Source organism: Janthinobacterium sp. P210005 (assembly GCF_036231865.1).
Lineage (GTDB): Bacteria > Pseudomonadota > Gammaproteobacteria > Burkholderiales > Burkholderiaceae_D > Janthinobacterium > Janthinobacterium kumbetense.
This window is the reverse complement of sequence record NZ_JAZARC010000001.1, coordinates 1,976,834-1,999,852: the sequence shown is the minus strand read 5'-3', so window position 1 is coordinate 1,999,852 and position 23,019 is coordinate 1,976,834. Positions and strand designations below refer to the sequence as shown.

Genomic DNA, 23,019 nt, shown 5'->3' with positions numbered 1-23,019 from the left:
CCCCCGTAAAAGGTACCCAACAGGGCAAACAGTGCCTGATTCTGCGTAATTGGCAGCAATTGCCCGTTACATGCTGCAAATCCACGTGGTGCAAACGCAAATCCGCTCATCATGATTTGTCCCAAATACACTTCAGCCATCATCGTTCTCCCGCTGTTGGAATGTTATTGAATGTTAAAGGAATAATATTTTCCATTTGCAATCAATATTGTTTTTTGAAAAACCCTTTTTGTTATAGTTACTTTATTGAAATCTCGAGGTAGCATACGTTGTCGTATGGCAAGCGTCAACATCTGTTGGCCCTCTGGAAGAGCCCTGAATGGGGATCGCTTGCAGCCTGAATCCATGGTTCTTTTTGTCCAAAAAACTCTGTATTGGAGAAATCATGTTGCGTATTTGCAACGATATCGTCGCCCGTCCGGCACATTTTTTGTTCCTTGCTTTTGTCGCAGGAATTCGAGGGCCGGCAGCGGCTCGCCGGGTAGACCTGGCATCAGCGTTTGGCCGTTTCCTGCATTGCTGCGTTACGCTGTGCTTGCTGATGCTGGCGCTTGGCGCAGGCCCGGCGCAGGCAGCCAACGGCGATCCGAGCACGAAATGTATTCCCAATCAGAGGAGTTTTACCGTCGCATCAGGCGACTCCTATGTCATCGATTTGTCGCTGTGTAGCTCATTTGGCCTGACGGACAATGGCGCGACGGCCCTGCACGGCACGATTACCGGTCTCGTCAATAACGGTACCGGTATTGCGACCTACATCAATAATGGCGACGGGGCGCTGTCCGACAGCTTTGTCCTGTGGGATGAAGACAGCAAGGCGGTGACTTTTACGGTGACCGTCCTGCCCCCTGCGGCTGCCTTCACCGTGACACCGGGCAGCATATCGGCGCCCGTGATCGGCGTGGCGTATAGCCAGGCGATGTCGTCGACCGGCGGTGTCGCGCCTTACAACTACGCGCTTGTCTCTGGTGCGTTGCCACCTGGCATCACTGTGTCGTCCAGCGGCGTGATTTCCGGCACCGTGACGGCGACCGGTGCCTATGTGTTCGGCATCAAGGTGACCGACTCGACCTCAGGCACGCCGCTGACCGTCACCAAGAATTACTCCGTGTCGATCGCCGTGCCCACCCTGTCCATCACGCCCACGGTGCTGGCGGCAGGCGGATTGTCGGTGCCCTACAGCCAGCAGATGTCGACCGCGAACGGCACCGGGCCCTTTGCGTATGTGGTGGAATCGGGCAGCCTGCCGGCGGGCCTCACCCTGTCGGGCAGCGGCTTGCTCTCGGGCACGCCCGGTGCTTTGGGCACCTACAACTTTGTGATGAAATCGACGGACAGCACGGGCGGCAATGGACCATACAACACGTCCAGAAGCTATTCCCTGGTGATCAATGCCCAGCCGCCGCCTGCCGTCACCGGTGTGTCGCCTGCGCTCGGTCCGGTTAGCGGCGGCACCGCCGTCACCATTACCGGTACCGGCTTTACCGGCGCAACGGCGCTCAAATTCGGCAGCAACAATGGCCTCAGCGTTACCGTGCTCAATTCCACGACCATCACCGCCACGTCGCCAGCCGGCACCGGTGTCGTGAACGTATTCGTTACGACGCCAGGCGGCACCAACGCCGCCGATCCGTCAAACCAGTTCACCTATGTTCCGGCACCAGCGATCACCAGTATTTCGCCGACGGCAGGACCAGGCGGTGGCGGCACCACGGTCACCATCAACGGCTCGAACTTTACCGGCGCGACGGCGGTGACCTTCGGCGCGACGGCGGCGACCGGCTACACGGTCAACAGCGCCACGCAGATCACGGCGACGGCGCCAGCCGGCACGGGCACGGTGGATGTGCGCGTCACGACAGCCGGCGGCACCAGCGCCACCAGCGCGAACGACCAGTACACCTTTGTGGCGTTGCCGACAGTGACGAGCATTTCGCCCACTGCGGGGCCGGCAGGCGGCGGCGCCACGGTCGTCATCAGTGGCACGAACTTTTCCACCACGACGGCGGTGACCTTCGGCGCCACGGCGGCGACCGGCTACACGGTCAACAGCGCCACGCAGATCACGGCGACGGCGCCAGCCGGCACGGGCACGGTGGACGTGCGCGTCACGACGGTCGGCGGTACCAGCGCCACCAGCGCTGCGGACCAATTCACCTACGTGGCAGCACCGGTGGTGAGCAGCATTTCGCCCACGGCCGGTCCCGTCGTGGGGGGGAGCACGGTCACCATCAGCGGCACGAATTTCAGTGGCGCGACGGCGGTGAGATTCGGCGCTACTGCCGCCATCGGCTTTACGGTCAACAGCGCCACGCAGATCACGGCGACGGCGCCAGCCGGCACGGGCACGGTGGATGTGCGCGTGACCACGTCGGGCGGCACCAGCGCCACCAGCGCGGCCGATCAATTTACCTACGTGGCGGTGCCGACGGTGACGAGCCTGTCGCCGACGGCAGGCCCCATCGCCGGCGGCAGCACGGTGACCGTCAGCGGCACGAATTTCAGTGGCGCGACGGCGGTGACGTTCGGTGGCACGGCAGCCATCGGCTTTACCGTCAACAGCGCCACGCAGATCACGGCGACGGCGCCAGCCGGCGCGGGCACGGTGGACGTGCGCATCACCACCATCGGCGGCACCAGCGCCACCAGCGCGGCGGACCAATTTACGTACGTGGCAGTACCGGTGGTGAGCAGCATTTCGCCTACTGCCGGCCCGGCTGCCGGCGGCACCACGGTCACCATCAGCGGCACGAATTTCAGTGGCGCGACGGCGGTGACCTTCGGCGCCACGGCAGCGACGGGCTTTACGGTCAATAGCGCCACGCAGATCACGGCGACGGCGCCAGCCGGCGCGGGCACGGTGGACGTGCGCATCACCACCGTCGGCGGCACCAGCGCCACCAGCGCGGCGGACCAATTTACGTACGTGGCGGCACCGGTGGTGAGCAGTATTTCGCCCACCTCCGGCCCGGCTGCTGGCGGCACCACGGTCACCATCAGCGGCACGAATCTCAGTGGCGCGACGGCGGTGACGTTCGGTGGAGCGGCCGCCTCCGGCTTTACCGTCAACAGCGCCACGCAGATCACGGCGACGGTGCCAGCCGGTGCCGGCACGGTGGACGTGCGCATCACCACCACCGGTGGCACGAGCGCCACCAGCGTGAATGACCAGTTCACGTATGTGGGCGCACCGGTGGTGAGCAGCATTTCGCCCACGGCCGGTCCCGCCGCGGGGGGGAGCACGGTCACCATCAGCGGCACGAATTTCAGTGGCGCGACGGCGGTGACGTTCGGCGGCACGGCAGCGGCGGGCTTTACCGTCAATAGCGCCACGCAGATCACGGCGACGGCGCCAGCCGGCACGGGCACGGTGGACGTGCGCGTCACCACCATCGGCGGCACCAGCGCCACCAGCGCGGCGGACCAATTTACGTACGTGGCAGCACCGGCGGTGAGCAGCATTTCGCCCACCTCCGGCCCGGTCACTGGCGGCACCACGGTCACTGTCAGCGGCACGAATTTCAGTGGCGCGACGGCGGTGACGTTCGGCGGCACGGCAGCGGTGGGCTTTACGGTCAACAGCGCCACGCAGATCACGGCGACGGCGCCAGCCGGCACGGGCACGGTGGACGTGCGCATCACCACCACCGGTGGCACCAGCGCCACCAGCGCGAACGACCAGTTCACGTATGTGGGGGCGCCGGTGGTGAGCGGTATTTCCCCGGCCTCCGGTCCAACGACGGGCGGCAGCAGTGTCGTTATCAGCGGCGCGGGCCTTGGCGGCGCGACGGCAGTGACGTTTGGCGGTGCGGCGGCGACGAGTTTCACCGTCAATAGCGCCACGCAGATCACGGCCACGGCGCCAGCTGGTGCCGGCACGGTGGACGTGCGCGTCACCACTGTCGGTGGCACGAGCGCCACCAGCGCGTCGGACCAGTTCACCTACGTGGTGGCGCCGGCAGTCAGCGGCATTTCACCTGCCTTCGGCCCCATCGCCGGCGGCACCAGTGTGGTCATCACCGGTACCGGCTTTACAGGTGCCACGGCAGTGCGATTCGGCGGCAGCAATGCCGGCAGTTTTGTCGTCAACGGCGCCACGCAGATCACGGCCACGAGTCCATCGGGCAGCCTGGGCGTGGTGGACGTGAAGGTGACCACGGTTGGCGGCACCAGCGCCAGCGGCGCGGCGGACCAATTTACGTATATCCCGACCGGTGTCATCACGTTTGCGACACCGACCGCGGCATCCGTTCCATTGGGCAATAACTTCAGCAATGCGGCGACCTCCAGCCTGACGGGCGGCAGTTATGGCGCCTTGAGCTATACCAGCTCGAACGCGGGCGTGGCGACTGTCAGCGGCACCGGCGTCATCACTCCGGTCAGCGCCGGCACCAGCACCATCACCGCGACGCAAGCCGCGGTCGCAGGGGTCAATGCCCAGGCAACTCAAACGTATACCTTGACCGTGACCTCGGCCATCGGCGTCACCCCGGCCAGCTTGCCGGGGGCAACCGTTGCCACCGCGTACAGCCAGCAACTGACGGCCAGCGGCGGTGTCGGTCCGTATACGTTCGCGATAACGGGCAGCCTGCCTGCCGGCATGAGCTCGAACGCCAGCGGCGTCTTGAGCGGCACGCCCACGGCGGCTGGCGATTTTGCGCTGGTGGTGCAAGTGACGGATTCGCGTCAATTCACGGGGACGAAGAGCTACACATTGTCCGTCGCTTCGGCGGTACTGGCGCTGAACCCAGCCAGCTTGCCCAATCCGACGGCGGAAGCGGCCTACAGCACGACCCTGACGGGGACGGGCGGCACGGCGCCGTACAGCTATGCCGTGGTGGGCACCTTGCCCGTGGGCCTGAGCCTGAATACGGCTACGGGCGTACTATCCGGCACGACGAATGCGGCGGGCAGTTTCCCGTTCAGCATCAAGGTCACCGACAGCAGCACGGGCGTGGGGGCACCATTCAGCCTCAGCAAAAACTACACGCTGACGGTAGCTGCGCCCCCCCTGACACTGACGCCGGCCAGTTTGGCGGCGATCCGCGCGGGCGACGCGTATAGCCAGCCATTCACGGCGGCCGGCGGTGTTGCGCCTTACGTGTACTCCCTGAGCAGCGGCGCTTTGCCGACCGGCCTGGCGCTCGACGCGGCGACCGGCATCGTCAGCGGCACGCCGACGGTGGCGGGCAGCTTCGCCTTCACCTTGCAGGCGAAGGACGCGCACCAGTTCACGGTGCAGCAAGCGCTGACCCTGCAGGTGAACCAGGCGCCGCCACCGGTGCCCAATGAAACGGCGACCACCTCGGCCAACCAGGAAGTGAGCCTGACCATCGCTTCCACGGATGGCAGCCCGATCACGGACGTGACCATCGTCACGCCGCCGCAGCACGGGCGCGTTACGGTGGTCTCGAGCGGTGCCTCGGCGCGCATGGCGCGCGCCGTCGCCGGTGCGAGTTTCAAGGTGACGTATGTGCCGAATGCCAACTATTTCGGTCCGGACAGCTTCAGCTACACGGCGACGGGTCCAGGAGGCACCTCCGCGCCGGCCACGGTCAGCGTGACGGTGGCGCCGCAACCGGTGCCGGTGCCTGTCGCCAAGACGGCGACGGTACTGGCCGGCACGCCGGTGACCCTGCAGGTGACGCAGGGCGCCACCGGCGGCCCGTTCACGGCCGTGGCCATCACCACGCAGCCAGCCAGCGGCACGGCAGTCGTCAATGGCATGGACATCATCTACACGCCAGGCATCAACACCAGCGGCGACATCAGCATCGGCTACACCGTGTCGAACGTGTTCGGCACCTCTGCGCCGGTGAAAGCGACCATCAGCGTCAATCCGATGCCGCAGGTGGCCAGCCAGAGCGCCACGGTGGTGGCGGGCCTGACGGTGACGGTCGACCTGACGGCGGGCGCCACGGGCGGCCCGTTCACGGCGGCCAATGTGCTGAGCGTGGCGCCGGCCGAGGCGGGCAAGGTGGTGGTGCGCGACGTGGGCACGGCCGGCAAGCCGTCGTACCAGCTGAGCTTTGCGGCTTCGGGCAAGTTTGCCGGCGCGGCCGTCGTCAGCTACACCCTGAGCAATGCCTTTGCCACCTCGAAGCCGGGCGTGGTCAACGTCACCGTGACGGCGCGGCGCGACCCGTCGCTCGATCCGGAAGTGATCGGCTTGCAAGCGGCGCAAGCCGATGCGGCGCGGCGCTTCGCCACGGCGCAGCTGTCGAACTTCACGCAGCGCCTGGAAAGCCTGCATGGCGATGGCTGGGGACGGTCGAACTTTGGCCTGAGCCTGACGCCGCCGAACGACAGCGGCAATCCGACGGCGGCGCTGGCGCGCTGGCAAGAGCAGGAAGCGGACCGCGTGTTCGGCACGGCCGTGAAACCGTTCATGCGCAAGGCGTCCCTGCGCCAGCCCGATGCCGGTTTCAGCAGCGATAAAGCGGTGGGCGGCACGGATGTCAGCCAGGCAACGAATGGCTTGCCGGACATGCCGCAGAAGCCGGACACGCAGAAGCAGGCGCTGTCGCTGTGGCTCGGTGGCGCGGTCGATTTCGGCCAGCACTATGTGAATGGCCGCGACACGGGCTTCCGCTTCCGCACGAATGGCGTGAGCGTGGGCGGCGATTACCGCTTGAGCGACTTGGCGACCCTGGGCGTGGGCGCCGGTTTCAGCCATGACCGCAGCGACGTGGGCCAGAACGGCAGCCGCAGCACGGCCGACAGCGCCGTGGCGGCCGTGTATGGCAGCCTGCGTCCGAGCAAGGGCGTCTTCCTCGACGGCGTGCTCGGCTATGGCACCCTGCAATACGACGCGTCGCGCTACTTGACCGATGGCAGCGGTTTCGCCACGGGCGAACGCGACGGCAAGCAAGTGTTCGGCGCGTTGGTGGGCGGTATCGAGATGCGCCAGGAAACCTGGATGTGGTCGCCGTATGGCCGCGTGGAACTGATGTCGGCCAAGCTCGATCCGTACACGGAGAAGGCGGCGGGCATCAACGCCCTGAGCTACTTCAAGCAGACGGTGCGTTCGCGCATCGGCGCGCTGGGCGTGCGGGCCGAGGGTATCTATGTCGGTGGTCTGGGCACGTGGTTCCCGCGCGCGCGGCTCGAGTACCGCCACCAGTTCCAGGGCGCCGATGATGCGCGCCTGGCGTATGCCGACCTGGTGGCCGACGGTCCCGTGTACGTGATCCGCACAGTGCCGCAGCAGACGGGCAACTGGACGGCGGGCCTGGGCGTCAAGCTGCTGCTGTCGAACGGCATGACCATCACGCTGGACTACAACAGCAATCTGAACATCGATAGCGGACGTACCCAGTCGGTGATGTTCGGTATCGCCATGCCGCTCAAGTAATCAATCAGCCTTCAGGCTAGTCCTGATCGCCGGCCCGGAGTCCATCCGGTCCGGCGATTTTTTTTGTCACAGCGACCAAGGATGGTCTTCTGCGCCGGCGACGATGCCGCCCAGCACGGACTGGTCGCGTTCCGCGTGGCTCTGGCGCAGGTACACGGGCAGGTCGGCAGCCAGGCGGGCGAAACGGGCATCGCGGCACAGGGGGCCAGCGCCCAGCGCCCGCGTGGCCAGGTGCAAGACCAGGGTGGCGGCATCTTCCGTTGCCAGGCGCAGGCGCAGGGCCAGTCCCATGGCGTCGCGTTGCGGGTGCTGGTCGATTTCCGCGGCGCCTTCGCGCAGCAGGGCGCCGGTGGCGCGCAAGACGCAATCGATTTGTCCCAGCTGCGCCAGGCGGACGGGGTCGGGCGCGGCGTGTTGCGCGCGCGCATGCAGGTGGCTGGCGACGGCGCAGGCTGCGCCATACCAGGCGGCCGCGATGCCCGCGCTGCCATGCCAGTAGCCGGGCCGCTGCAGATAGGCGCCCGGCGCGCCCACGGGAAAGGCGCGCGCGGCAGAAAAAGTCACGTCGATGCTGGCGCAGGCATGCATACCGACGGCTTGCCAGCCTTCGTCCGTGACGTGCACGCCGGGCTGCGACAGGGTCACCGAGGCCAGGCAAGCCTGGCCAGCGTCGTTCCAGCAGCTGACCAAAGCATGGCTGAGGCCCTTCGCCCCGGCACACCAGGCCTTGCGTCCGTCGAGCACATGGCGGCCCTCGGCCGTTTGCCGCAAGCGGACGCGCGCGCCCGGCAGATCCGCGCACCAGACGCCCCAGCTGCTGCCGGCCGGCACGGCGGAGCCGCCGATTTCCGCCAGGATGGCGAGCGCATCGGTATGGCCTTCATACAGCTTGAGCAGGGAGAGGTCAACGGCGGCGATGGCGGCCAGCATTTGCCAGCGCTGCAGGGTGGCGCCGTGGCCGGGCAGGGGCAGCTGGTCCAGTCCCGCGTCGCGCAAGCGCCGCAAGCCTTCGATGGGGTGGAAAGTGCTGTCCTGAGGCTGCAGCAGGGCGTCCAGTGCAGCGTGGGAGGGCAGGGGAAAGGCATGGTGTGACATGGCAAGCTCCTGTTTTTCTACAGGATAGCTTTTTATTTTTGCAATGTCTGTTTGATTTTACACAGATACCCGCTCACGCTAGCGAGTCCATGAAGCGGCGGGCGAGAAGATGCACCGTGGCAACTGCAGGGCCGGGCGGCCCCGCAGCTGATCACGCGCTTATTTTTTCACGTAGTGCACGTCCAGGACATACACGCCCTTTTCCGGGTCCAGTACCACCGAGTACAGGTCGTTGCCGCGCAAGGACAGGCCGCCGGGGACGCTCAGCGCCGCGTGCATGCCCTCATCCCACATGCACGATTCGCCATTGTCCACCTTGACGCACCATTGCTGTTTGCCATCGCGCAATACATATTGCACGGTGGCGCCGCTGCGCTGGAAGGTATAGGCCGGCACCGACGAGGTGAACTTGTCGACGCGCAAGTTCGTTGCCGCGGCATTTTCCGCCAGCTTGATCGGCATGTCGGCTGTACCGTCCGGCTTGCCGGTGATTTTCGCGCTCATGCCGTCCGTCGCGACCACGGGGCCGGTGCAATCGGCCTTGAAGTAGGTTTCGCCGGTCGGCGTCAGTTCCAACGAACCGCTGCCGTCGCTCTTGAGCGCGATGACGAGCACTTGACGGTCGTGATCGTCGCACGCCGATTGCCACGTGCCGAGATATGCGGCCAGTGGCGAGGTGGAACCGGAATCGCCTGCAAGCTGCTGCGCCGAACTACCCCCACCGCCGCCACCGCAGCCGGTCAGGAGTGCCGCGGCCGAGCCGACCAATACTGCCAATAATTTTTTCATTCAGAGTCCTTTTTATCCGGCAGCGGTGCGTGCCGTCAACGCGGCCTGATTATAGGATTATTAATAGGAAGGAATTCTCACCGAATCTATCGCTGACTTGATTTGGATCATGTCGCGGCAATGCGCTGAAATGGTTTGCGGGAATGAAGGGAGGATGTGGTGTAACTGGTGCGCATTGCGCCGCTCACGCGACGCAATGGCTGATTGCTGACTGATTTATTGTTTTACATAGTGCATATCGAGCACATAAGCACCGTCTTTTTGCATCACGGTAAACAATTCATTACCGCGCAAATAAAAGCCGCCGTTGTCACTTACTGCCTGTTGTATGCCGGTATCCGGGATGTCCGTGGTGTCGCCACTGCCATCGGTGATGCGCCAATTGGGTTTGCCATTGACCAGCACCGTGGTGACGGCCGGGCCCGTAATCTGGATGGTGTGGGCTGGCAGCGACGATACGACCTTGTCGATGCGGATGTCCGTGGCAGGGCTGTCCGCCGTCAGTTTGAGCTGGATATTGCCTGCGCCATCCGGCGTCGCGGTAATCTTTTCACTCGTGGTTTCCGTAAATTGCACGGGGCCGCTGCAATCGGCAGTGCTGAAGGTTTCATCGTAGGTCGATATTTCCAGGGCGCCGCTGCCATCGTTCTTGAGGGCGACGACGAGGCGCTGGCGGAAAGAGTCGTTACATGCGGGAGTCCAGGTGCCAACATAGGCGGCCAGTGCGGGAGGAGGCGGAGGTGCGACCACCACTGGCGGCGCTACCACCACTGGCGGGACCGCAACGTCTGCATTGCCGTTAGCACTACTGTTTCCGCCACCACCGCAACCAGTCAATACCACTGTGCCCGATACCATTAATAAAGCCAATACTTTTTTCATCCGTGATTCCTGTAAATCTTCAACCGGCTGGAAGCGTGCCGTATACGCGGCGATATTATAAAGTACATGCGTATCTTATTTTTGTGAAATTTGAAATTGGCCGCAATGCCGGTATTGAAAATGGTCATCGGATAAATTCCGGCAGGAGCGGTAGAACATTCTCCTGGTGCTGATGTGGCGGGAAATAAAGGAAGGTAATCTCAAGTGCGGCCATTCAATGGCGCCGAGGAGAAACAGGCGGGTGCCACGCCGAATCCGGCGCGAGGCAGGTATTGAGTTGGCCGTTTATAAAATTCGTGCCGGCGCCTGAATCTGGCGCCGGCCGCCGCCGGAAAGGTCCGGCTTAAAACTCTTCCCAGTCATCGCCTGCCGGCGCCTTGGCTGGCGCATGCTGTGCTGCTTGCGGCTTGGCAACACTCAGGCGTTTGGCTGGCGCGGCGGTCTTGGGCGTCACGGCGCGCGGCGCTGCTGGCGCTGCAGCCGGCGTTGCTGTCGACGTTGCCTGGCGCGCCTGCTCGCCCAGCTTGAACACGCTGACCACCTCGGCCAGATGGCTGGCCTGGTCTTGCAGGCTTTCGGCGGCCGCCGCCGCTTCCTCGACGAGGGCCGCGTTTTGCTGCGTCACGCCATCCATCTGCGCCAGCGCCTGGTTGACCTGGGCGATGCCATCGCTTTGCTCGGTGGTGGCGACGCTGATGTCGGCCATGATGGCGGTGACCTTGCGCACGCTGTCGACCACCTGTTCCATGGTGGCGCCCGCTTCATCGACGAGCTTGCTGCCGGCGGCCACCTTGCCCACGGAATCGTCGATCAGCAGCTTGATTTCCTTGGCCGCCGCGGCGGAGCGCTGCGCCAGGTTGCGCACTTCCGTGGCGACGACGGCGAAACCGCGCCCCTGTTCGCCCGCGCGCGCCGCTTCCACGGCCGCGTTCAGCGCCAGGATATTCGTCTGGAAGGCGATGCCGTCGATGACGCTGATGATGTCGACAATCTTGTTCGACGAGTCATTGATCGACGTCATGGTTTCTATGACTTTGCCGACCACTTCGCCGCTCTTCTGTGCCACACTCGATGCGGAAGCGGCCAATTGATTCGCCTGGCGCGCATGGTCGGCATTTTCCTTGACGGTGCCCGTCAGTTCTTCCACGGAGGCAGCTGTTTCTTCCAGCGAGCTGGCTTGCTGTTCCGTGCGGGCCGACAGGTCGTTATTGCCTTGCGCAATTTCCGCGCTGGCGCGCGCCACGTTGTCGGCACTGGCTTGCACTTGCAGCAACACGGCGTGGATCTTTTCCACGAAGGCGTTGAAACCCTTGCCGATGACGGCCAGCTCGTCGGTGCCCTTGACTTCCAGCTTGACGCGCAGGTCGGCGTCGCCGCTGGACAGGTCCGTCATGGTGCGGCCCAGGGTGCGCAGGGGGCGCGTCAGCTGGTTGACGACGAGAATCAGAATGCCGGCCGTGGCTGCCGCGCACAGCAGGGCAACGATCAGCGTGTAGACCATCAGGTCGCGCGCCGAGGCGGTGGCCACGCTTTTCGGGAAATTCAGTTCCACGCTCCACGGCGCGATGTCGGGGTGGATCTGCAGCGGCTGCAGCAAATGGATGTAGCCCTTGTCATCCTCGTATTCATACGTCTGGCCCTGGCGCACCTTTTCCAGGCCGGCGGCCGGCACGTCGTCTGCCTTCCTGCCCAGCCGCGCAGGTTCGGGGTGGCTGGCGTACAGGCCGCCGTTCGAGATCAGGGCCAGCTTGCCGCCCTCGATCACTTTCAGGTCGGCGAGGATTTTCGCCAGGCGCGTGAGCATGAAGTCGGCGCTGGCCGTGCCCTTGAAGCTGCCGTCGATCATGATGGGCGCCACCAGCGAAGCCATCAGTACATCCTTGCCGTCGACGGGGTAGATATATGGTTCCGTAAAGTAGGTCTTGCCGGTGCGCTTGGGCACGTCGTACCAGTCGTTGGCGCCCGCTTTCGGGTCGAAGACGATGGGTTCGACTTGCAGCTTGCCGCCGGCGCCCCGTGTCCAGTAGGGCATGAAGCGGCCGCTGGCGTCGTAGTTCGGTTTCTGGTTGGCAAACTCCGCATCCTTGCCGTCGAGCGCATTCGGCTCCCACGTCACTGCCGAGCCCAGCAAGTCTTCCGAGCTGGTCAACGTCGCCTTGGTCAGTTCATTGATCTGGTCGCGCTGCAGGGGCAAATTCGCGCCCTTGGTGCCGCGCATGGCGCCGGCCAGGCTGCTGACGCTCGACAGGTTGCTGGCGATGCGCGCCTGCAGCGCACCGGCCACTTCGCGTGCCGACGTGCGCGCCAGTTCCAAAGCGGCCGCCTCGGCGCTGGCGCTGCTCTTGTAGCCGATCACGGCCGCCGTGACGCCGAGGCTGAGGATGGCGAGCGCGGTGGCGGCGACGCAGATTTTACTGTTCAGTGATAGTTGCATGAGGCTGTTCCTTGATGGGGAGGGGTATCGGTGTCTCGGGCGTCGCGGGTAGCGCGCCTAGAAAGTCTTGCTGACGGCCACCACGAAGGTGGCCGCAGCCGGGTTCGAGGTGTCGAACTGGCCGGCCGCATTCGGGATGCCCAGCGTGTAATGGTCGTAGGCGTCGGTGGCGCCCCAGGCGCGCGTCACGGCGCCACTCAGGCTCCAGCCGCCGTCGAAGGCCCGCGTGACGCCCACCTTGGCATCGCGCCAGTTCCACATGGCATTGCCCGTGCCCGCCACGCGGCCATTGCCGGCGTGCAGGTTCAAGGTCCAGGTATTGCCCAGGTCGACATTCGCGCCCACGTCCAGGTAGCCCGTGCCGCGCGCATGCGTGATGCCGAAGAAGTCGCGCGTGACGGTATGGTTGTATTTGGCGTACAGCATGCGGTAGGTCAGGCCCAGCGACAGTTCGCCGTAGTCGTACCTGACGCCTGTGGCGCGGTACACGGCGCCGGGATACTTGTAGTAATACGCGAGCACGCTGTAGCCCAGCTCGCCCACCGCGCCGCCGTAGCCGCCGTACAGGTCCCATTCGACGCTTGCATCCTGGATATAGCGGTCGCTGACGGTGGAAGCCCAGGTGCCCAGCGACCAGCCGCTCGGGTGCGCGTAGTCGACGCCCGCCTGCAGGGCCGGCTTGCCCCATGTCTGGCGGAAGCCGCGCGAAATGTATTGCGAAGTGAGGCTGGCATTGGCGCTGAAGGTGGCGCCAGTGTTGTCCGTGGTCTGGGCTCGCACGGGCAGGGCGGCCGCCAGCAGGAAGGCGCAGCCCAGCAAGGATGATCCGGGGAAATGGTGGTGCGATGGCATGGCAGTCAGCTCCGTATTTGCCGGCAGCGGCCGTCCAGGCGCGTTGCCCTGATGGTTGCAATAAAAATGCGGAATGGACTTTTGTGAAGGCAAGGCGAGGCCGTTTGCATGTTCGTCTGAACATGCACACATTCTCACCAAACGTAACTGAAAGGATAGGGGCTAGGGCTAGTGGAAGTCAATAAAGTTGCGCTACGGAAATCGTAAGTTGTTGTTTCCTGGCACTTTTTCATGCTCCTGTCACATTTCCGGCCTGCCCCGGCTGGCTGCCTGTTGCAAGCTGGCCAGCAAGCCTGGCAGGGCCGCATGCAAGGCTTGCAGGCTGTCGGCGTCCAGCCCGGCCTGCATTTCCACCCGGCCCGAGGGCTGGCCCCAGACGACCTGTGCGCTGAGCCGGGCGCCGGCGTCGAGTCCCGTGACGCTGACCAGCAGCGCGACTTCTTCCGGGGCATCCTCGGGCACGTCCGCGAGCAGGCAGGAAATGCCGAAATGATAATCCTGGAAGGCGCTCGCCGTGCCGCTGGAAAAGGCGAAGACGGAAGCGAGCACCTGCGGCGCGGCGGCCGCAAGCGATGGCAGGGCGGCGCGAAACAGGGGCAGCAAGTCGTTTTCCAGCTGCAGTACCAGCGGATGAGTGTGGCTAAGGACGGTCATGGGCGGACGAAAGGAGTGGCGGCGCGCGATGGTAGCAGTTTTTGCGGCCGCCATGCTCCTGTACTGGTCCTACCAGTGGCCTCAATCGTCATCGCTGGTGACGCGCGTGCGCACGAAATCGATGTGGCCTTGCATGGCCGTGCGCGCCTCTTCGGGCTGGCTGGCGCAGATGGCCTCGCACAGGGTGCGGTGCTGCGACAGCAGTTGCAGCGAAGTGGCCTCGTCCTGCTGGCGCAAGCCCGTGCCATTGATGGTGATATGTTCGCGCAGCATGCCGATGATGCTGGTGTGCAAGTGCAGGAACATGGTGTTGTGCGACGCTTGCGCGATGACTTCATGCAGGCGCGCATCGGCCTGCGCCTCGCCGTGCTTGTCGTCGCTGGCGCGCGCCTGTTCCAGTTCGGCCAGCAGGGCCATGATTTGCGCGCGCTCGTCCACGCTGGCCCGCTGCGCCGCAAAGTAGGCCGTCGCCCCTTCCAGCACGCGGCGAAATTCCAGGATGTCGTCGCGCAGGGCGGGGTGGTCGGCCACCAGCTGGCTCCACGGCGACGCCATGCCCGTGCGCAGCTGATCCGTCACGAACACGCCCGCGCCGCGCCGGCTGCGCACCAGGCCCCGTGCCGCCAGCCGCTGCACCGCTTCGCGCACGGTGTTGCGCGAGACGGCATATTGCTGCGCCAGCAGGCGTTCGGCCGGCAACTGCGCGCCCGCCGGCAAGCTGCCGTCCAGCAGGGCGGTTTCCAGCCTGCGCATCACCATCTCGACCCTGCCCCGCGTTTGCATGCCTGTCGCCATCGATGTCTTCCGGTGTTGTTTTAAAGTGGTCCGAGCAATTTGAAGTGGCTTACGGAAGCTGGAATTATGCGTGAACCAGTCATTCTTAACAACACACAGCGGCGCCGCAGCAACACACAGAGCGCCGGGGAGACACACTCATGCAGCCAGATCCGCGCCAGCCACGCCGCTATCCACCCGCACCGCTCCAGGTGTACCTGTTCGCCACCTGCCTGGTTGACCTGTTCGTGCCGCAGGCGGGGCTCGACGCGGTGCGCCTGCTGGAGCGGGAAGGCTTGCTGGTGCATTATCCGCGTGGCCAGAGCTGCTGCGGCCAGCCCGCCTACAGCAGCGGCAATCCGGAACAGGCGCGTGCCGTGGCCCGCGCCCAGCTCGACCTGTTCGCGCAGCCCTGGCCCGTGATCGTGCCGTCCGGCTCCTGCGCCGGCATGATGCGCCACCACTGGCCGCAGCTGTTCCAGGACGACCCCGTCGCCGGTCCCAGGGCGGCCGAACTTGCCGAACGCGTGTATGAACTGAGCGAATTTCTCGTCTGCGTGCTGCAACTCGACCTGGCCGGTCTGGCAGGCGCAGGGCAGGCGCAGGCGCAGGAAAGCGTGGTGCTGCACACCTCTTGCGGCGCGCGCCGCGAAATGGGCACGCGGGTGCACGGCGTGGCCCTGGTCGACGCCTTGCCCGGCGTGACGCGCATCGAACACCAGCGCGAATCGGAATGCTGCGGCTTCGGCGGCACGTTTTCACTGAAGCACCCGGACATTTCCGGCGCCATGGTCAGCGACAAGATCGCCTCGGCCTGCGCCACGGGCTGCGACCGGCTCGTCTCGGCCGACTGCGGCTGCCTGCTCAACATCGGCCACGCCGCGCAGCACCAGGGCGCGCCGCTGCCCGTCGAACACCTGGCCAGCTTTTTGTGGCGCCGCACGGGAGGCGAAGCATGAGCGCCGCCTTGAGCGCCCGCGAACGCATGCTGGGACGCTTGCGCGCCGCCGCGCCGTCCACGCCCGAGGCGGTGGACGTCATCGATACGGCCATCGACCAGCACTACCTGGCGCGCCGCGCACAAGCGCCGCTGTCGCCACGGGGCAGGATCGCCGCCCTGCAGGCAGCCCTGCGCGCCGCGCATGCGGAAGTCGATTGCGTGCGCGGCGATGCCTGGCCCGCCCTGCTGGCGCAGCGCCTCGGTGCGCATGGCGTGTGCCGCCTGCTGATGGATGCCGATAGCAGGGAAGGACTGGCCTTGCGGGCCGCCTTGCCGGACGGCGTGGCCGCGCTGTCTTTTGACCGTCCGCTGGCGCAGTGGAAGGGCGAGTTGTTCGACACCGTCAACGCGGGTTTTACTGTCGCCCGTTCCGGCATCGCCGCCACGGGCACGCTGGTCATCGCACCCGACGCGGCCACGCCGCGCACGGTGTCGCTGGCGCCGCCGCTGCACATTTGCCTCGTGTATGCGAGCACCCTGCATGCGGACTTGCATGCGGCGGCGCGCGCCGAACGCTGGGCGGACGGCATGCCATCGAACCTGGTGCTGGTGTCGGGTCCCTCGAAAACGTCCGACATCCAGCAAACCCTCGCCTATGGCGCGCATGGCCCGCGCTGGCTGTGGGTGCTGATCGTCGATGACTTGCCAGCCCGTGAAGGAGGCCAGCCATGAACGCCAAGCCACTGCAATTCGTCAAACCGGCGGACTTCCATGCGCGCGCCCGCGCCGCGCTGGACGACCCGAAACTGCGCCAGAGCTTTCGCGGCGCCATGGATTTTTTGCAGGACAAGCGCACGGCGCAGTTCCCCGACGGCGACGAGCTGGAACGCCTGCGCGACCTCGGCGAAGCCGTGCGCCGGCACGCGCTGGCGCTCCTGCCCGACTTGCTGGTGCAGCTGGAAGACAAGCTGACGGCGGCCGGCGTGCAGGTGCACTGGGCCGAGGATGGCGAGCAGGCCAACGCCATCATCCACGCCATCGCGCAAAAGGCCAAGGCGACGCGCTTCATCAAGGGCAAGTCGATGGCCAGCGAGGAAATCGAGCTCAATCACTACCTGGAAGCGCGCGGCATGACCTGCCTGGAGTCGGACATGGGCGAGTACATCGTGCAGCTGGCCGGCGAAAAGCCGTCGCACATCGTCATGCCGGCCATTCACAAGACCAAGGCCGACATCGCCGGCCTGTTCGCCGAGCACATTCCCGACGCGCCCTACACGGAAGACGTCGACAGCCTGATCCGGACGGGGCGGCGCGCGCTGCGCCAGGCCTTCGTCGAGGCCGATATCGGGCTGTCGGGCGTGAACTTCGCGGCGGCCGACACGGGCACCCTGTGGCTGGTGGAAAACGAGGGCAATGGCCGGCTGACGACGTCCGTGCCGGACGTGCACATCGCCATCATGGGCATGGAAAAGGTGGTGGCCAAGCTCGAACATATCGTGCCGCTGGCCAGCTTGCTGACGCGTTCGGCCACGGGGCAGGCCATCACCACGTATTTCAACCTGATTTCCGGCCCGCGCCGCGCCGGTGAACAGGATGGGCCGCGCGAAGTGCACCTGGTCTTGCTCGACAACGGACGCAGCCAGGCCTACGCCGACGAGCAGCTGCGCGCCACCTTGCAATGCATACGCTGCGGCGCCTGCATGAACCACTGCCCCGTCTACACGCGCATCGGCGGCCACGCCTACGGCACCACGTATCCGGGGCCGATCGGCAAGATCATCTCGCCCCACTTGCTGGGACTAGCTGCGACGGCCGACCTGGCCACCGCATCGAGCCTGTGCGGCGCCTGCGGCGAAGTGTGCCCCGTGCGCATCCCGATCCCGCAACTGCTGGTGCGCCTGCGCACGGAGGCCAATCGCAATCCCGGCGAGCAGGTGGCGCATCCGCTGCGCGGCCAGGGGGCCAAGTTCAGCCGCGGCGAAAGCCTGGTCTGGCGTTTCTGGAGCGGCGCCTTCGCGCGCCCAATCAGTTATCGCCTGTTCCGCTGGGCCGCCACGCGGCTGCGCGCACTGACGCCGGGCAAGCAGCTGGGCTGGACGCAGCACCGCAAGCCCTTGACGCCGGCGCCGCGCAGCCTGGCCGACCTGCTCAACGCGCGCGGGCAGGAGGAATAGCCCGGCCTGGCAGCACCGAAGCACCGCAAAAAACACGCTACACACAATTACATCAAAAGCCGTTTTTTCAATCAACCCGCATCCACCGGAGGAGACCCGACATGCAAACCTGGACCCAACTTTATACACCGCTCGGCAGCCTGTGGCTGTCGTCCCTGGCGGCAGCCGTTCCCATCATTTTCTTCTTCATCGCCCTGGCCGCGCTGCGCATCAAGGGCCATGTGGCGGCCGCCGTCACCCTGGCGCTGGCGCTGGCGGTGGCGATTTTTGCGTACGGCATGCCCGTGCCGCAGGCGCTGGCGGCGGCCGGCTATGGTTTTGCGTATGGTTTGTGGCCGATCGCCTGGATCATCGTCACGGCCGTCTTCCTGTACAAGATCGTCGTGAAAACGGGGCAGATCGAGATCATCCGCGCCTCGGTGCTGTCGGTCACGGACGACCAGCGCCTGCAGGTGCTGTTGATCGGCTTTGCCTTCGGCGCCTTCCTGGAAGGGGCGGCCGGTTTCGGCGCGCCCGTGGCGATCACCTCGGCCCTGCTGGTGGGCCTGGGCTTCAATCCGCTGTATGCGGCGGGCCTGTGCCTGATCGCCAATACGGCGCCCGTGGCCTTTGGCGCCATGGGCATCCCCATCATCGTGGCGGGCCAGGTGACGGGCATCGACCCGTTCCTGATCGGCGCGATGGCGGGCCGCCAGTTGCCGCTGCTGTCGCTGGCCGTGCCTTTCTGGCTGGTCTTCATGATGGATGGCGTGCGCGGCGTGCGCGAAGTGTGGCCGGCCGCCCTGGTAACGGGCGCCAGCTTTGCCGTCACCCAGTATTTCACGTCGAACCATATCGGGCCGGAGCTGCCGGACATCACCTCGGCCCTCGTCAGCCTGGTGTCGCTGACCCTGTTCCTGAAAGTGTGGCAGCCGAAGAATGCCAAGGTGGTCAACGCCGTCGGTGGCGGCGCCGCCGCGCTGTCCGGTTTTGGCGGCGGGGCAGGCAATGCGGACTTGCGCGGCAGCGGCAGCCGCGCCGCCTCGCCCTACACCTTGGCGCAGACGGCGCGCGCCTGGGCGCCGTTCGGCCTGCTGACGGCCATCGTCACCGTCTGGAGCCTGCCCGGCTTCAAGTCCCTGTTCGCCGTCGGCGGCGCGTTGTCCAGCCTGGTCGTCAAGATCCACGTGCCTTACCTCGATAAACTGGTGATCAAGACGATGCCCATCGTGGCGGAGCCGAAAGCGTATGACGCCGTCTTCAAGCTCGACCTGTTGTCGGCCGTGGGCACGGCGATCTTGCTGACGGCCGTGCTGTCGATGTGGATGCTGCGCATGAAGCCGCGCGATGGCATCAAGGCCTTCGTCGAAACGCTCGTGGAATTGCGCCGTCCCGTGCTGTCGATCGGCCTGGTGCTGGCGTTTGCCTTCGTGGCCAACTATTCGGGCATGTCGTCCACCCTGGCCCTGCTGCTGGCCGGCAGCGGCGCCGCCTTCCCGTTCTTCTCGCCGTTCCTGGGCTGGCTGGGGGTGTTCCTGACGGGGTCCGATACGTCGTCGAATGCCTTGTTCTGCTCCCTGCAAAACACGACGGCGCACCAGATCGGCGTGTCCGACACCTTGCTGGTGGCGGCCAATACGACGGGCGGCGTGACGGGCAAGATGATCTCGCCCCAGTCGATCGCCGTCGCCTGCGCCGCGACTGGCCTGGTGGGCAAGGAATCGGACCTGTTCCGCTTTACCTTGAAGCACAGTCTGTTGTTTGCCGTCATCATCGGCATCATCACCATGCTGCAGGCGTACGTGTTCACCGGCATGATCCCGCATTGAGCGATCCGTAGAAGTACGTAGTAAAACTAGATAAATTGATAGTAAAACGTGCAGATGGTCATGAAAATGACCTGATGCACTGCAACATGACGACGCTTCCCGGCGTCGTGCCGGGCGGCCGCCTGTTGCCGCATACCCATCCCGTGCTCAAGCGCGAGGCGAGCAGGATGGGTCTGGCAATGGTCTTGCTGGTACTGCTTGCTTCCGGTTCAGTACATTAACGGCTCAGGCCGCTCATCCAGGTGGGCTGCGGGTTGGCACGGGCCAGTTCGCGCATGCGGTATTCCAGATCGTAGCGGTCGGTCGATTCAGCCAGGTAGGCTTCTTCATAAGCGCGTTCGCGGCGGTCGCTGCTTTGGTTCAGCCAGGCACCGACGCGCTTGGCGGCGTGGACGAGGGTGGCGACGATATTGCTGTTTTGCGTGGTGTGGTAGGTAAATGCGGTAGACATGGCAGACTCCTTGAGTGGCGTGCCGCGTTGTGCTGCACTGCAATATAAGTATAGCGATTCCAAGTTATAAGGCTACTTTTGATTTCAAATGTCAGCTATTCATTTTTCAGATAATGGTCGCGAAAGCTGCGCAATACGGGGCTTTAAGGCATAATGCCGGCGCAGGATCGTAGTTTTACTACAAGACGTTTTTGTCCAGGATGTTGTTTTCAGACGCAGCCCGCAGGCGTGCCGCGCCCACAAGACATCGTTCTGACGAGAAACGGTCGGCCGTGCGCCTGCCGCACGCGCGAGATGCCATGCCTGCCCCTCTATCGCTGATGGCAGTCATGGCCCACGCTGATATCTGCGTGGCGCTCGTGCGTCCTGGCGCTGCCCGGGTGGAAACACTTCCATGCCTGGCGCGATCAACTTGGAATTGAAAAATGGAGAAGGTATGGAATATGTAAAGCAAGGCCAGGGCGTACCGTCCGCACGGGCCGGCACGCAAAACAATACAGGCGCCCTGATCATTGTCACGGTGCTGTTTTTCATGTGGGGATTGCTGACCTCGCTCAATGATGTGCTGATTCCCCATCTGCGCTCGATCTACACCTTGACGTATGTCCAGGCGATGCTGGTGCAATTCTGCTTCTTCGGCGCCTACGCCATCGTTTCGCTGCCGGCCGGCATGCTGATCAAGAAAATCGGCTACCAGCGCGGCGTCGTCGCCGGTTTGCTGATCGCGGCCGCCGGCTGCGCCATGTTTTACCCGGCGTCCACCGGCAGCTATGCGCTGTTCCTCTTGTCCTTCTTCATCCTGGCGGCCGGCATCACCGTGCTGCAGGTGGCGGCCAATCCGTACGTGACGGAACTGGGCGACCCGCAGACGGCGTCGAGCCGCCTGACCCTGACGCAGGCGTTCAACGCGCTGGGCACCACCGTGGCGCCTGCGCTGGGCGGCATGCTGATTTTGTCGGGCACCGTGCTGACGGTGCAGCAGTTCGACCTGCTGCCGGCGGCCGAGCAACTGGCTTACCGCGCCAAGGAAGCCGCTTCCGTGCAAGGCCCGTACCTGGTGCTGGCCGCCACCCTGGTAATCCTGGCCGTGCTGTTCGCGCTGGCAAAATTGCCAAGGATTTCGCATGCCGACGATGCGGCCGCCGTGGCGCAGGATGGCCACAAGGTCTCGATCTGGTCGCACCGCCACCTGGTGCTGGGCGCGCTGGCCATCTTCCTGTATGTGGGCGGTGAGGTGAGCATCGGCAGCTTCCTGATCAACTTCCTGGGCGAGAGCCATATCGCTGGCCTCAGCCACGCCGACGCCGCGTATTTCGTCAGTTATTACTGGGGTGGCGCCATGCTGGGCCGCTTCGTCGGCTTTGCCGTGATGCGCTATGTCAGCCCGGGCAAGACCCTGGCCTTCAACGCCGCCGTCGTCATCGCGCTGATCCTCGTCGCCGTGTTCTCCAGCGGTCACACGGCCATGTGGGCATTGATCGCCGTCGGCCTGTTCAACTCCATCATGTTCCCGACCATCTTCAGCATGGCGCTGAACAAGCTGGGCGCGCAAACGGGTCAAGGTTCGGGCATCCTGTGCATGGCCATCGTCGGCGGCGCCATCGTGCCGTTCATCCAGGGCTTCCTGGCCGACCACATCAACCTGCAGCTGTCCTTCCTCGTGCCGGCCCTGTGCTACACCTTCATTCTGTACTTCGGCTGGAAGTACGCCAGCATGTACAAGGACGACGCCGCCAAATAAGCAAGGTGGCGCGATCAATCAAAAGGGTGGCCTCGGCCACCCTTTTTTTACGTCAGTGCGCGAACGGCGTGCCCAGCACGTCCTGGCACACTTCGAGCCAGGCGCGCGCCGCGTGCGACAGGTAGCGCCCGCTCCAGATATGCGCCACCTGCCACGCCACCTCCGGCTCGACGATGCGCACCGCTTCCAACGGTTCGCCTGCCAGGCGGTGGATGAACGGCTCGGGCAGCAGGGCCACGCCCAGGCCGGCCGAGGCCATCGCCACCAGCCAGTCCCATTGCCCGCTCTGGGCCGCAATCGTCGGCGTGAAGCCCGCTTGCGCGAAATGCTGGCGCAGGCTGCGCGTGAGCGCGAAATCATCCTTTAATAACACCAGCGGCAAGTCGGCCAGCGCCTTGAAGGGCAGTGTCGTGCGCTGCTTCTGGAATGTGCCCGGCTCGGCCAGGGCCCAGATCGGGTAATTGGCCACTTCCACGGCCACGAGGTCGAGTTCTGGGTCGGCCGGCAGCACCGTCATGCCGATTTCCAGCTCGCCCCCCGCCACCTGGCGCTCGATCTGCTGGCCCGTGTCTTCCTGCAGGGTCAGGCTGATGTGCGGATACCGCGCGCGGAAGGCTTTCAATACGGGCGTGAACAGCACGTTGATCATGGGCGGGATGCCGACCGTCAGGCTGCCGCGCTGCAAGGCCTGGGTGTCGCGCACCTCCAGCGTCAGCTGGCGCATATTGGCCAGCATTTCCTGGCCGTGCTGGTAGACGATGCGGCCCGTGTCCGTCAGGGTCAGCTTGCGCCCGTCGCGCACGAGCAATTGTGCGCCCACCTCGTCTTCCAGCTGGCGCACCATCTTGCTGATGGTGGACTGGGTCAGGTGCAGCGATTCCGCCGCCTGCGTAAAGCTCGACAGGCGCACGGTTTCGACGAAATAGCGCAGGGAACGGATATCCAAGAGGGGCTCGGCGTTGGCAGGGCATGAAAATATCGACTGGATATGACGAAATTAATTCATGCCATGCATGTAAGCGGGATTTTATACTGAATCCACTTATGGGGTTGGTGTATGACAGCCATCCA

The 23,019-nt window shown here is 64.8% G+C and carries 16 protein-coding genes and 1 pseudogene; 7 read left to right on the top strand and 10 right to left on the bottom strand.

Annotation, left to right across the window (positions count from 1 at the left end; translation table 11 throughout):
- Positions 1–11: 11 nt before the first annotated feature.
- Positions 12–110, bottom strand: a pseudogene (locus VPH40_RS27925) (tail fiber protein); the annotation flags it as partial.
- Between the two features lie 545 nt (positions 111–655).
- Here VPH40_RS27925 and VPH40_RS08865 point away from each other — a divergent pair.
- Complete coding sequence (locus VPH40_RS08865) at positions 656–7,354, top strand: IPT/TIG domain-containing protein (RefSeq protein ID WP_328573227.1); 6,699 nt, start codon at positions 656–658, stop codon at positions 7,352–7,354.
- Between the two features lie 66 nt (positions 7,355–7,420).
- Here the strand turns inward: VPH40_RS08865 and VPH40_RS08860 are convergent, their stop codons facing one another.
- The 7 genes from VPH40_RS08860 to VPH40_RS08830 form a co-directional block, all read right to left on the bottom strand.
- Positions 7,421–8,449 carry an acyl-CoA dehydrogenase gene (locus VPH40_RS08860; protein WP_328573226.1) on the bottom strand — a complete coding sequence of 343 codons (1,029 nt, stop codon included), beginning with the start codon at positions 8,447–8,449 and terminating at the stop codon, positions 7,421–7,423.
- A gap of 159 nt (positions 8,450–8,608) precedes the next feature.
- The gene (locus tag VPH40_RS08855; protein WP_328573225.1) at positions 8,609–9,238 is read right to left on the bottom strand and encodes a hypothetical protein; all 630 of its coding nucleotides are present in this window, start codon (positions 9,236–9,238) and stop codon (positions 8,609–8,611) included.
- A gap of 216 nt (positions 9,239–9,454) precedes the next feature.
- On the bottom strand, positions 9,455–10,120 hold the full coding sequence (locus VPH40_RS08850; protein ID WP_305062466.1) for a hypothetical protein: 666 nt from the start codon (positions 10,118–10,120) through the stop codon (positions 9,455–9,457).
- Positions 10,121–10,463: 343 nt separating this feature from the next.
- Positions 10,464–12,554 (bottom strand): methyl-accepting chemotaxis protein, encoded by a 2,091-nt coding sequence (locus tag VPH40_RS08845; protein WP_328573224.1) that lies wholly within the window; start codon positions 12,552–12,554, stop codon positions 10,464–10,466.
- Between the two features lie 57 nt (positions 12,555–12,611).
- On the bottom strand, positions 12,612–13,406 hold the full coding sequence (locus tag VPH40_RS08840) for a TorF family putative porin (RefSeq protein WP_328573223.1): 795 nt from the start codon (positions 13,404–13,406) through the stop codon (positions 12,612–12,614).
- Positions 13,407–13,646: 240 nt separating this feature from the next.
- Entirely contained in the window at positions 13,647–14,060 is a 414-nt protein-coding gene (locus VPH40_RS08835; protein WP_143451497.1) for a hypothetical protein, read from the bottom strand.
- Positions 14,061–14,141: 81 nt separating this feature from the next.
- Complete coding sequence (locus tag VPH40_RS08830; RefSeq protein ID WP_257218899.1) at positions 14,142–14,843, bottom strand: FadR/GntR family transcriptional regulator; 702 nt, start codon at positions 14,841–14,843, stop codon at positions 14,142–14,144.
- Between the two features lie 152 nt (positions 14,844–14,995).
- On the opposite strand from VPH40_RS08830, the gene VPH40_RS08825 reads away from it, so the two are divergent.
- From VPH40_RS08825 to VPH40_RS08805, 5 genes are all read left to right on the top strand, one after another.
- Positions 14,996–15,793, top strand: coding sequence for a (Fe-S)-binding protein (locus VPH40_RS08825; RefSeq protein WP_328573222.1), 798 nt, complete (start codon positions 14,996–14,998; stop codon positions 15,791–15,793).
- Positions 15,790–16,506, top strand: a complete 717-nt coding sequence (locus tag VPH40_RS08820; RefSeq protein ID WP_328573221.1) for a LutC/YkgG family protein — start codon at positions 15,790–15,792, stop codon at positions 16,504–16,506. The genes VPH40_RS08825 and VPH40_RS08820 overlap by 4 nt, the downstream gene beginning before the upstream one ends.
- Positions 16,503–17,948 (top strand): LutB/LldF family L-lactate oxidation iron-sulfur protein, encoded by a 1,446-nt coding sequence (locus tag VPH40_RS08815; protein WP_328573220.1) that lies wholly within the window; start codon positions 16,503–16,505, stop codon positions 17,946–17,948. The genes VPH40_RS08820 and VPH40_RS08815 overlap by 4 nt, the downstream gene beginning before the upstream one ends.
- A gap of 101 nt (positions 17,949–18,049) precedes the next feature.
- Positions 18,050–19,756 carry a lactate permease LctP family transporter gene (locus VPH40_RS08810; RefSeq protein WP_328573219.1) on the top strand — a complete coding sequence of 569 codons (1,707 nt, stop codon included), beginning with the start codon at positions 18,050–18,052 and terminating at the stop codon, positions 19,754–19,756.
- Positions 19,757–19,842: 86 nt separating this feature from the next.
- Positions 19,843–19,977 carry a hypothetical protein gene (locus VPH40_RS08805; protein WP_328573218.1) on the top strand — a complete coding sequence of 45 codons (135 nt, stop codon included), beginning with the start codon at positions 19,843–19,845 and terminating at the stop codon, positions 19,975–19,977.
- On the opposite strand, the gene VPH40_RS08800 is transcribed toward VPH40_RS08805, so the two are convergent.
- Positions 19,974–20,207: a DUF3563 family protein gene (locus VPH40_RS08800; protein WP_077407407.1), complete on the bottom strand. Its 234-nt coding sequence runs from the start codon at positions 20,205–20,207 to the stop codon at positions 19,974–19,976. The two genes, VPH40_RS08805 and VPH40_RS08800, sit on opposite strands and share 4 nt — an antisense overlap.
- A gap of 436 nt (positions 20,208–20,643) precedes the next feature.
- Between VPH40_RS08800 and fucP the strand changes: the two genes are divergently transcribed.
- Positions 20,644–21,948 (top strand): L-fucose:H+ symporter permease, encoded by a 1,305-nt coding sequence (gene fucP, locus VPH40_RS08795; RefSeq protein WP_251350483.1) that lies wholly within the window; start codon positions 20,644–20,646, stop codon positions 21,946–21,948.
- A gap of 52 nt (positions 21,949–22,000) precedes the next feature.
- Here the strand turns inward: fucP and VPH40_RS08790 are convergent, their stop codons facing one another.
- Positions 22,001–22,894 (bottom strand): LysR substrate-binding domain-containing protein, encoded by an 894-nt coding sequence (locus VPH40_RS08790; RefSeq protein ID WP_328573217.1) that lies wholly within the window; start codon positions 22,892–22,894, stop codon positions 22,001–22,003.
- Positions 22,895–23,019 lie beyond the last annotated feature (125 nt).

Excerpts from the sequence above, each read along its gene's own strand:
- VPH40_RS08860 (WP_328573226.1), bottom strand. The coding sequence starts at position 8,449 with ATGTCACACCATGCCTTTCCCCTGCCCTCCCACGCTGCACTGGACGCC.
- VPH40_RS08855 (WP_328573225.1), bottom strand. The coding sequence starts at position 9,238 with ATGAAAAAATTATTGGCAGTATTGGTCGGCTCGGCCGCGGCACTCCTG.
- VPH40_RS08850 (WP_305062466.1), bottom strand. The coding sequence starts at position 10,120 with ATGAAAAAAGTATTGGCTTTATTAATGGTATCGGGCACAGTGGTATTG.
- VPH40_RS08845 (WP_328573224.1), bottom strand. The coding sequence starts at position 12,554 with ATGCAACTATCACTGAACAGTAAAATCTGCGTCGCCGCCACCGCGCTC.
- VPH40_RS08840 (WP_328573223.1), bottom strand. The coding sequence starts at position 13,406 with ATGCCATCGCACCACCATTTCCCCGGATCATCCTTGCTGGGCTGCGCC.
- VPH40_RS08835 (WP_143451497.1), bottom strand. The coding sequence starts at position 14,060 with ATGACCGTCCTTAGCCACACTCATCCGCTGGTACTGCAGCTGGAAAAC.
- VPH40_RS08830 (WP_257218899.1), bottom strand. The coding sequence starts at position 14,843 with ATGCAAACGCGGGGCAGGGTCGAGATGGTGATGCGCAGGCTGGAAACC.
- VPH40_RS08825 (WP_328573222.1), top strand. The coding sequence starts at position 14,996 with ATGCAGCCAGATCCGCGCCAGCCACGCCGCTATCCACCCGCACCGCTC.
- VPH40_RS08820 (WP_328573221.1), top strand. The coding sequence starts at position 15,790 with ATGAGCGCCGCCTTGAGCGCCCGCGAACGCATGCTGGGACGCTTGCGC.
- VPH40_RS08815 (WP_328573220.1), top strand. The coding sequence starts at position 16,503 with ATGAACGCCAAGCCACTGCAATTCGTCAAACCGGCGGACTTCCATGCG.
- VPH40_RS08810 (WP_328573219.1), top strand. The coding sequence starts at position 18,050 with ATGCAAACCTGGACCCAACTTTATACACCGCTCGGCAGCCTGTGGCTG.
- VPH40_RS08805 (WP_328573218.1), top strand. The coding sequence starts at position 19,843 with ATGACGACGCTTCCCGGCGTCGTGCCGGGCGGCCGCCTGTTGCCGCAT.
- VPH40_RS08800 (WP_077407407.1), bottom strand. The coding sequence starts at position 20,207 with ATGTCTACCGCATTTACCTACCACACCACGCAAAACAGCAATATCGTC.
- fucP (WP_251350483.1), top strand. The coding sequence starts at position 20,644 with ATGGAATATGTAAAGCAAGGCCAGGGCGTACCGTCCGCACGGGCCGGC.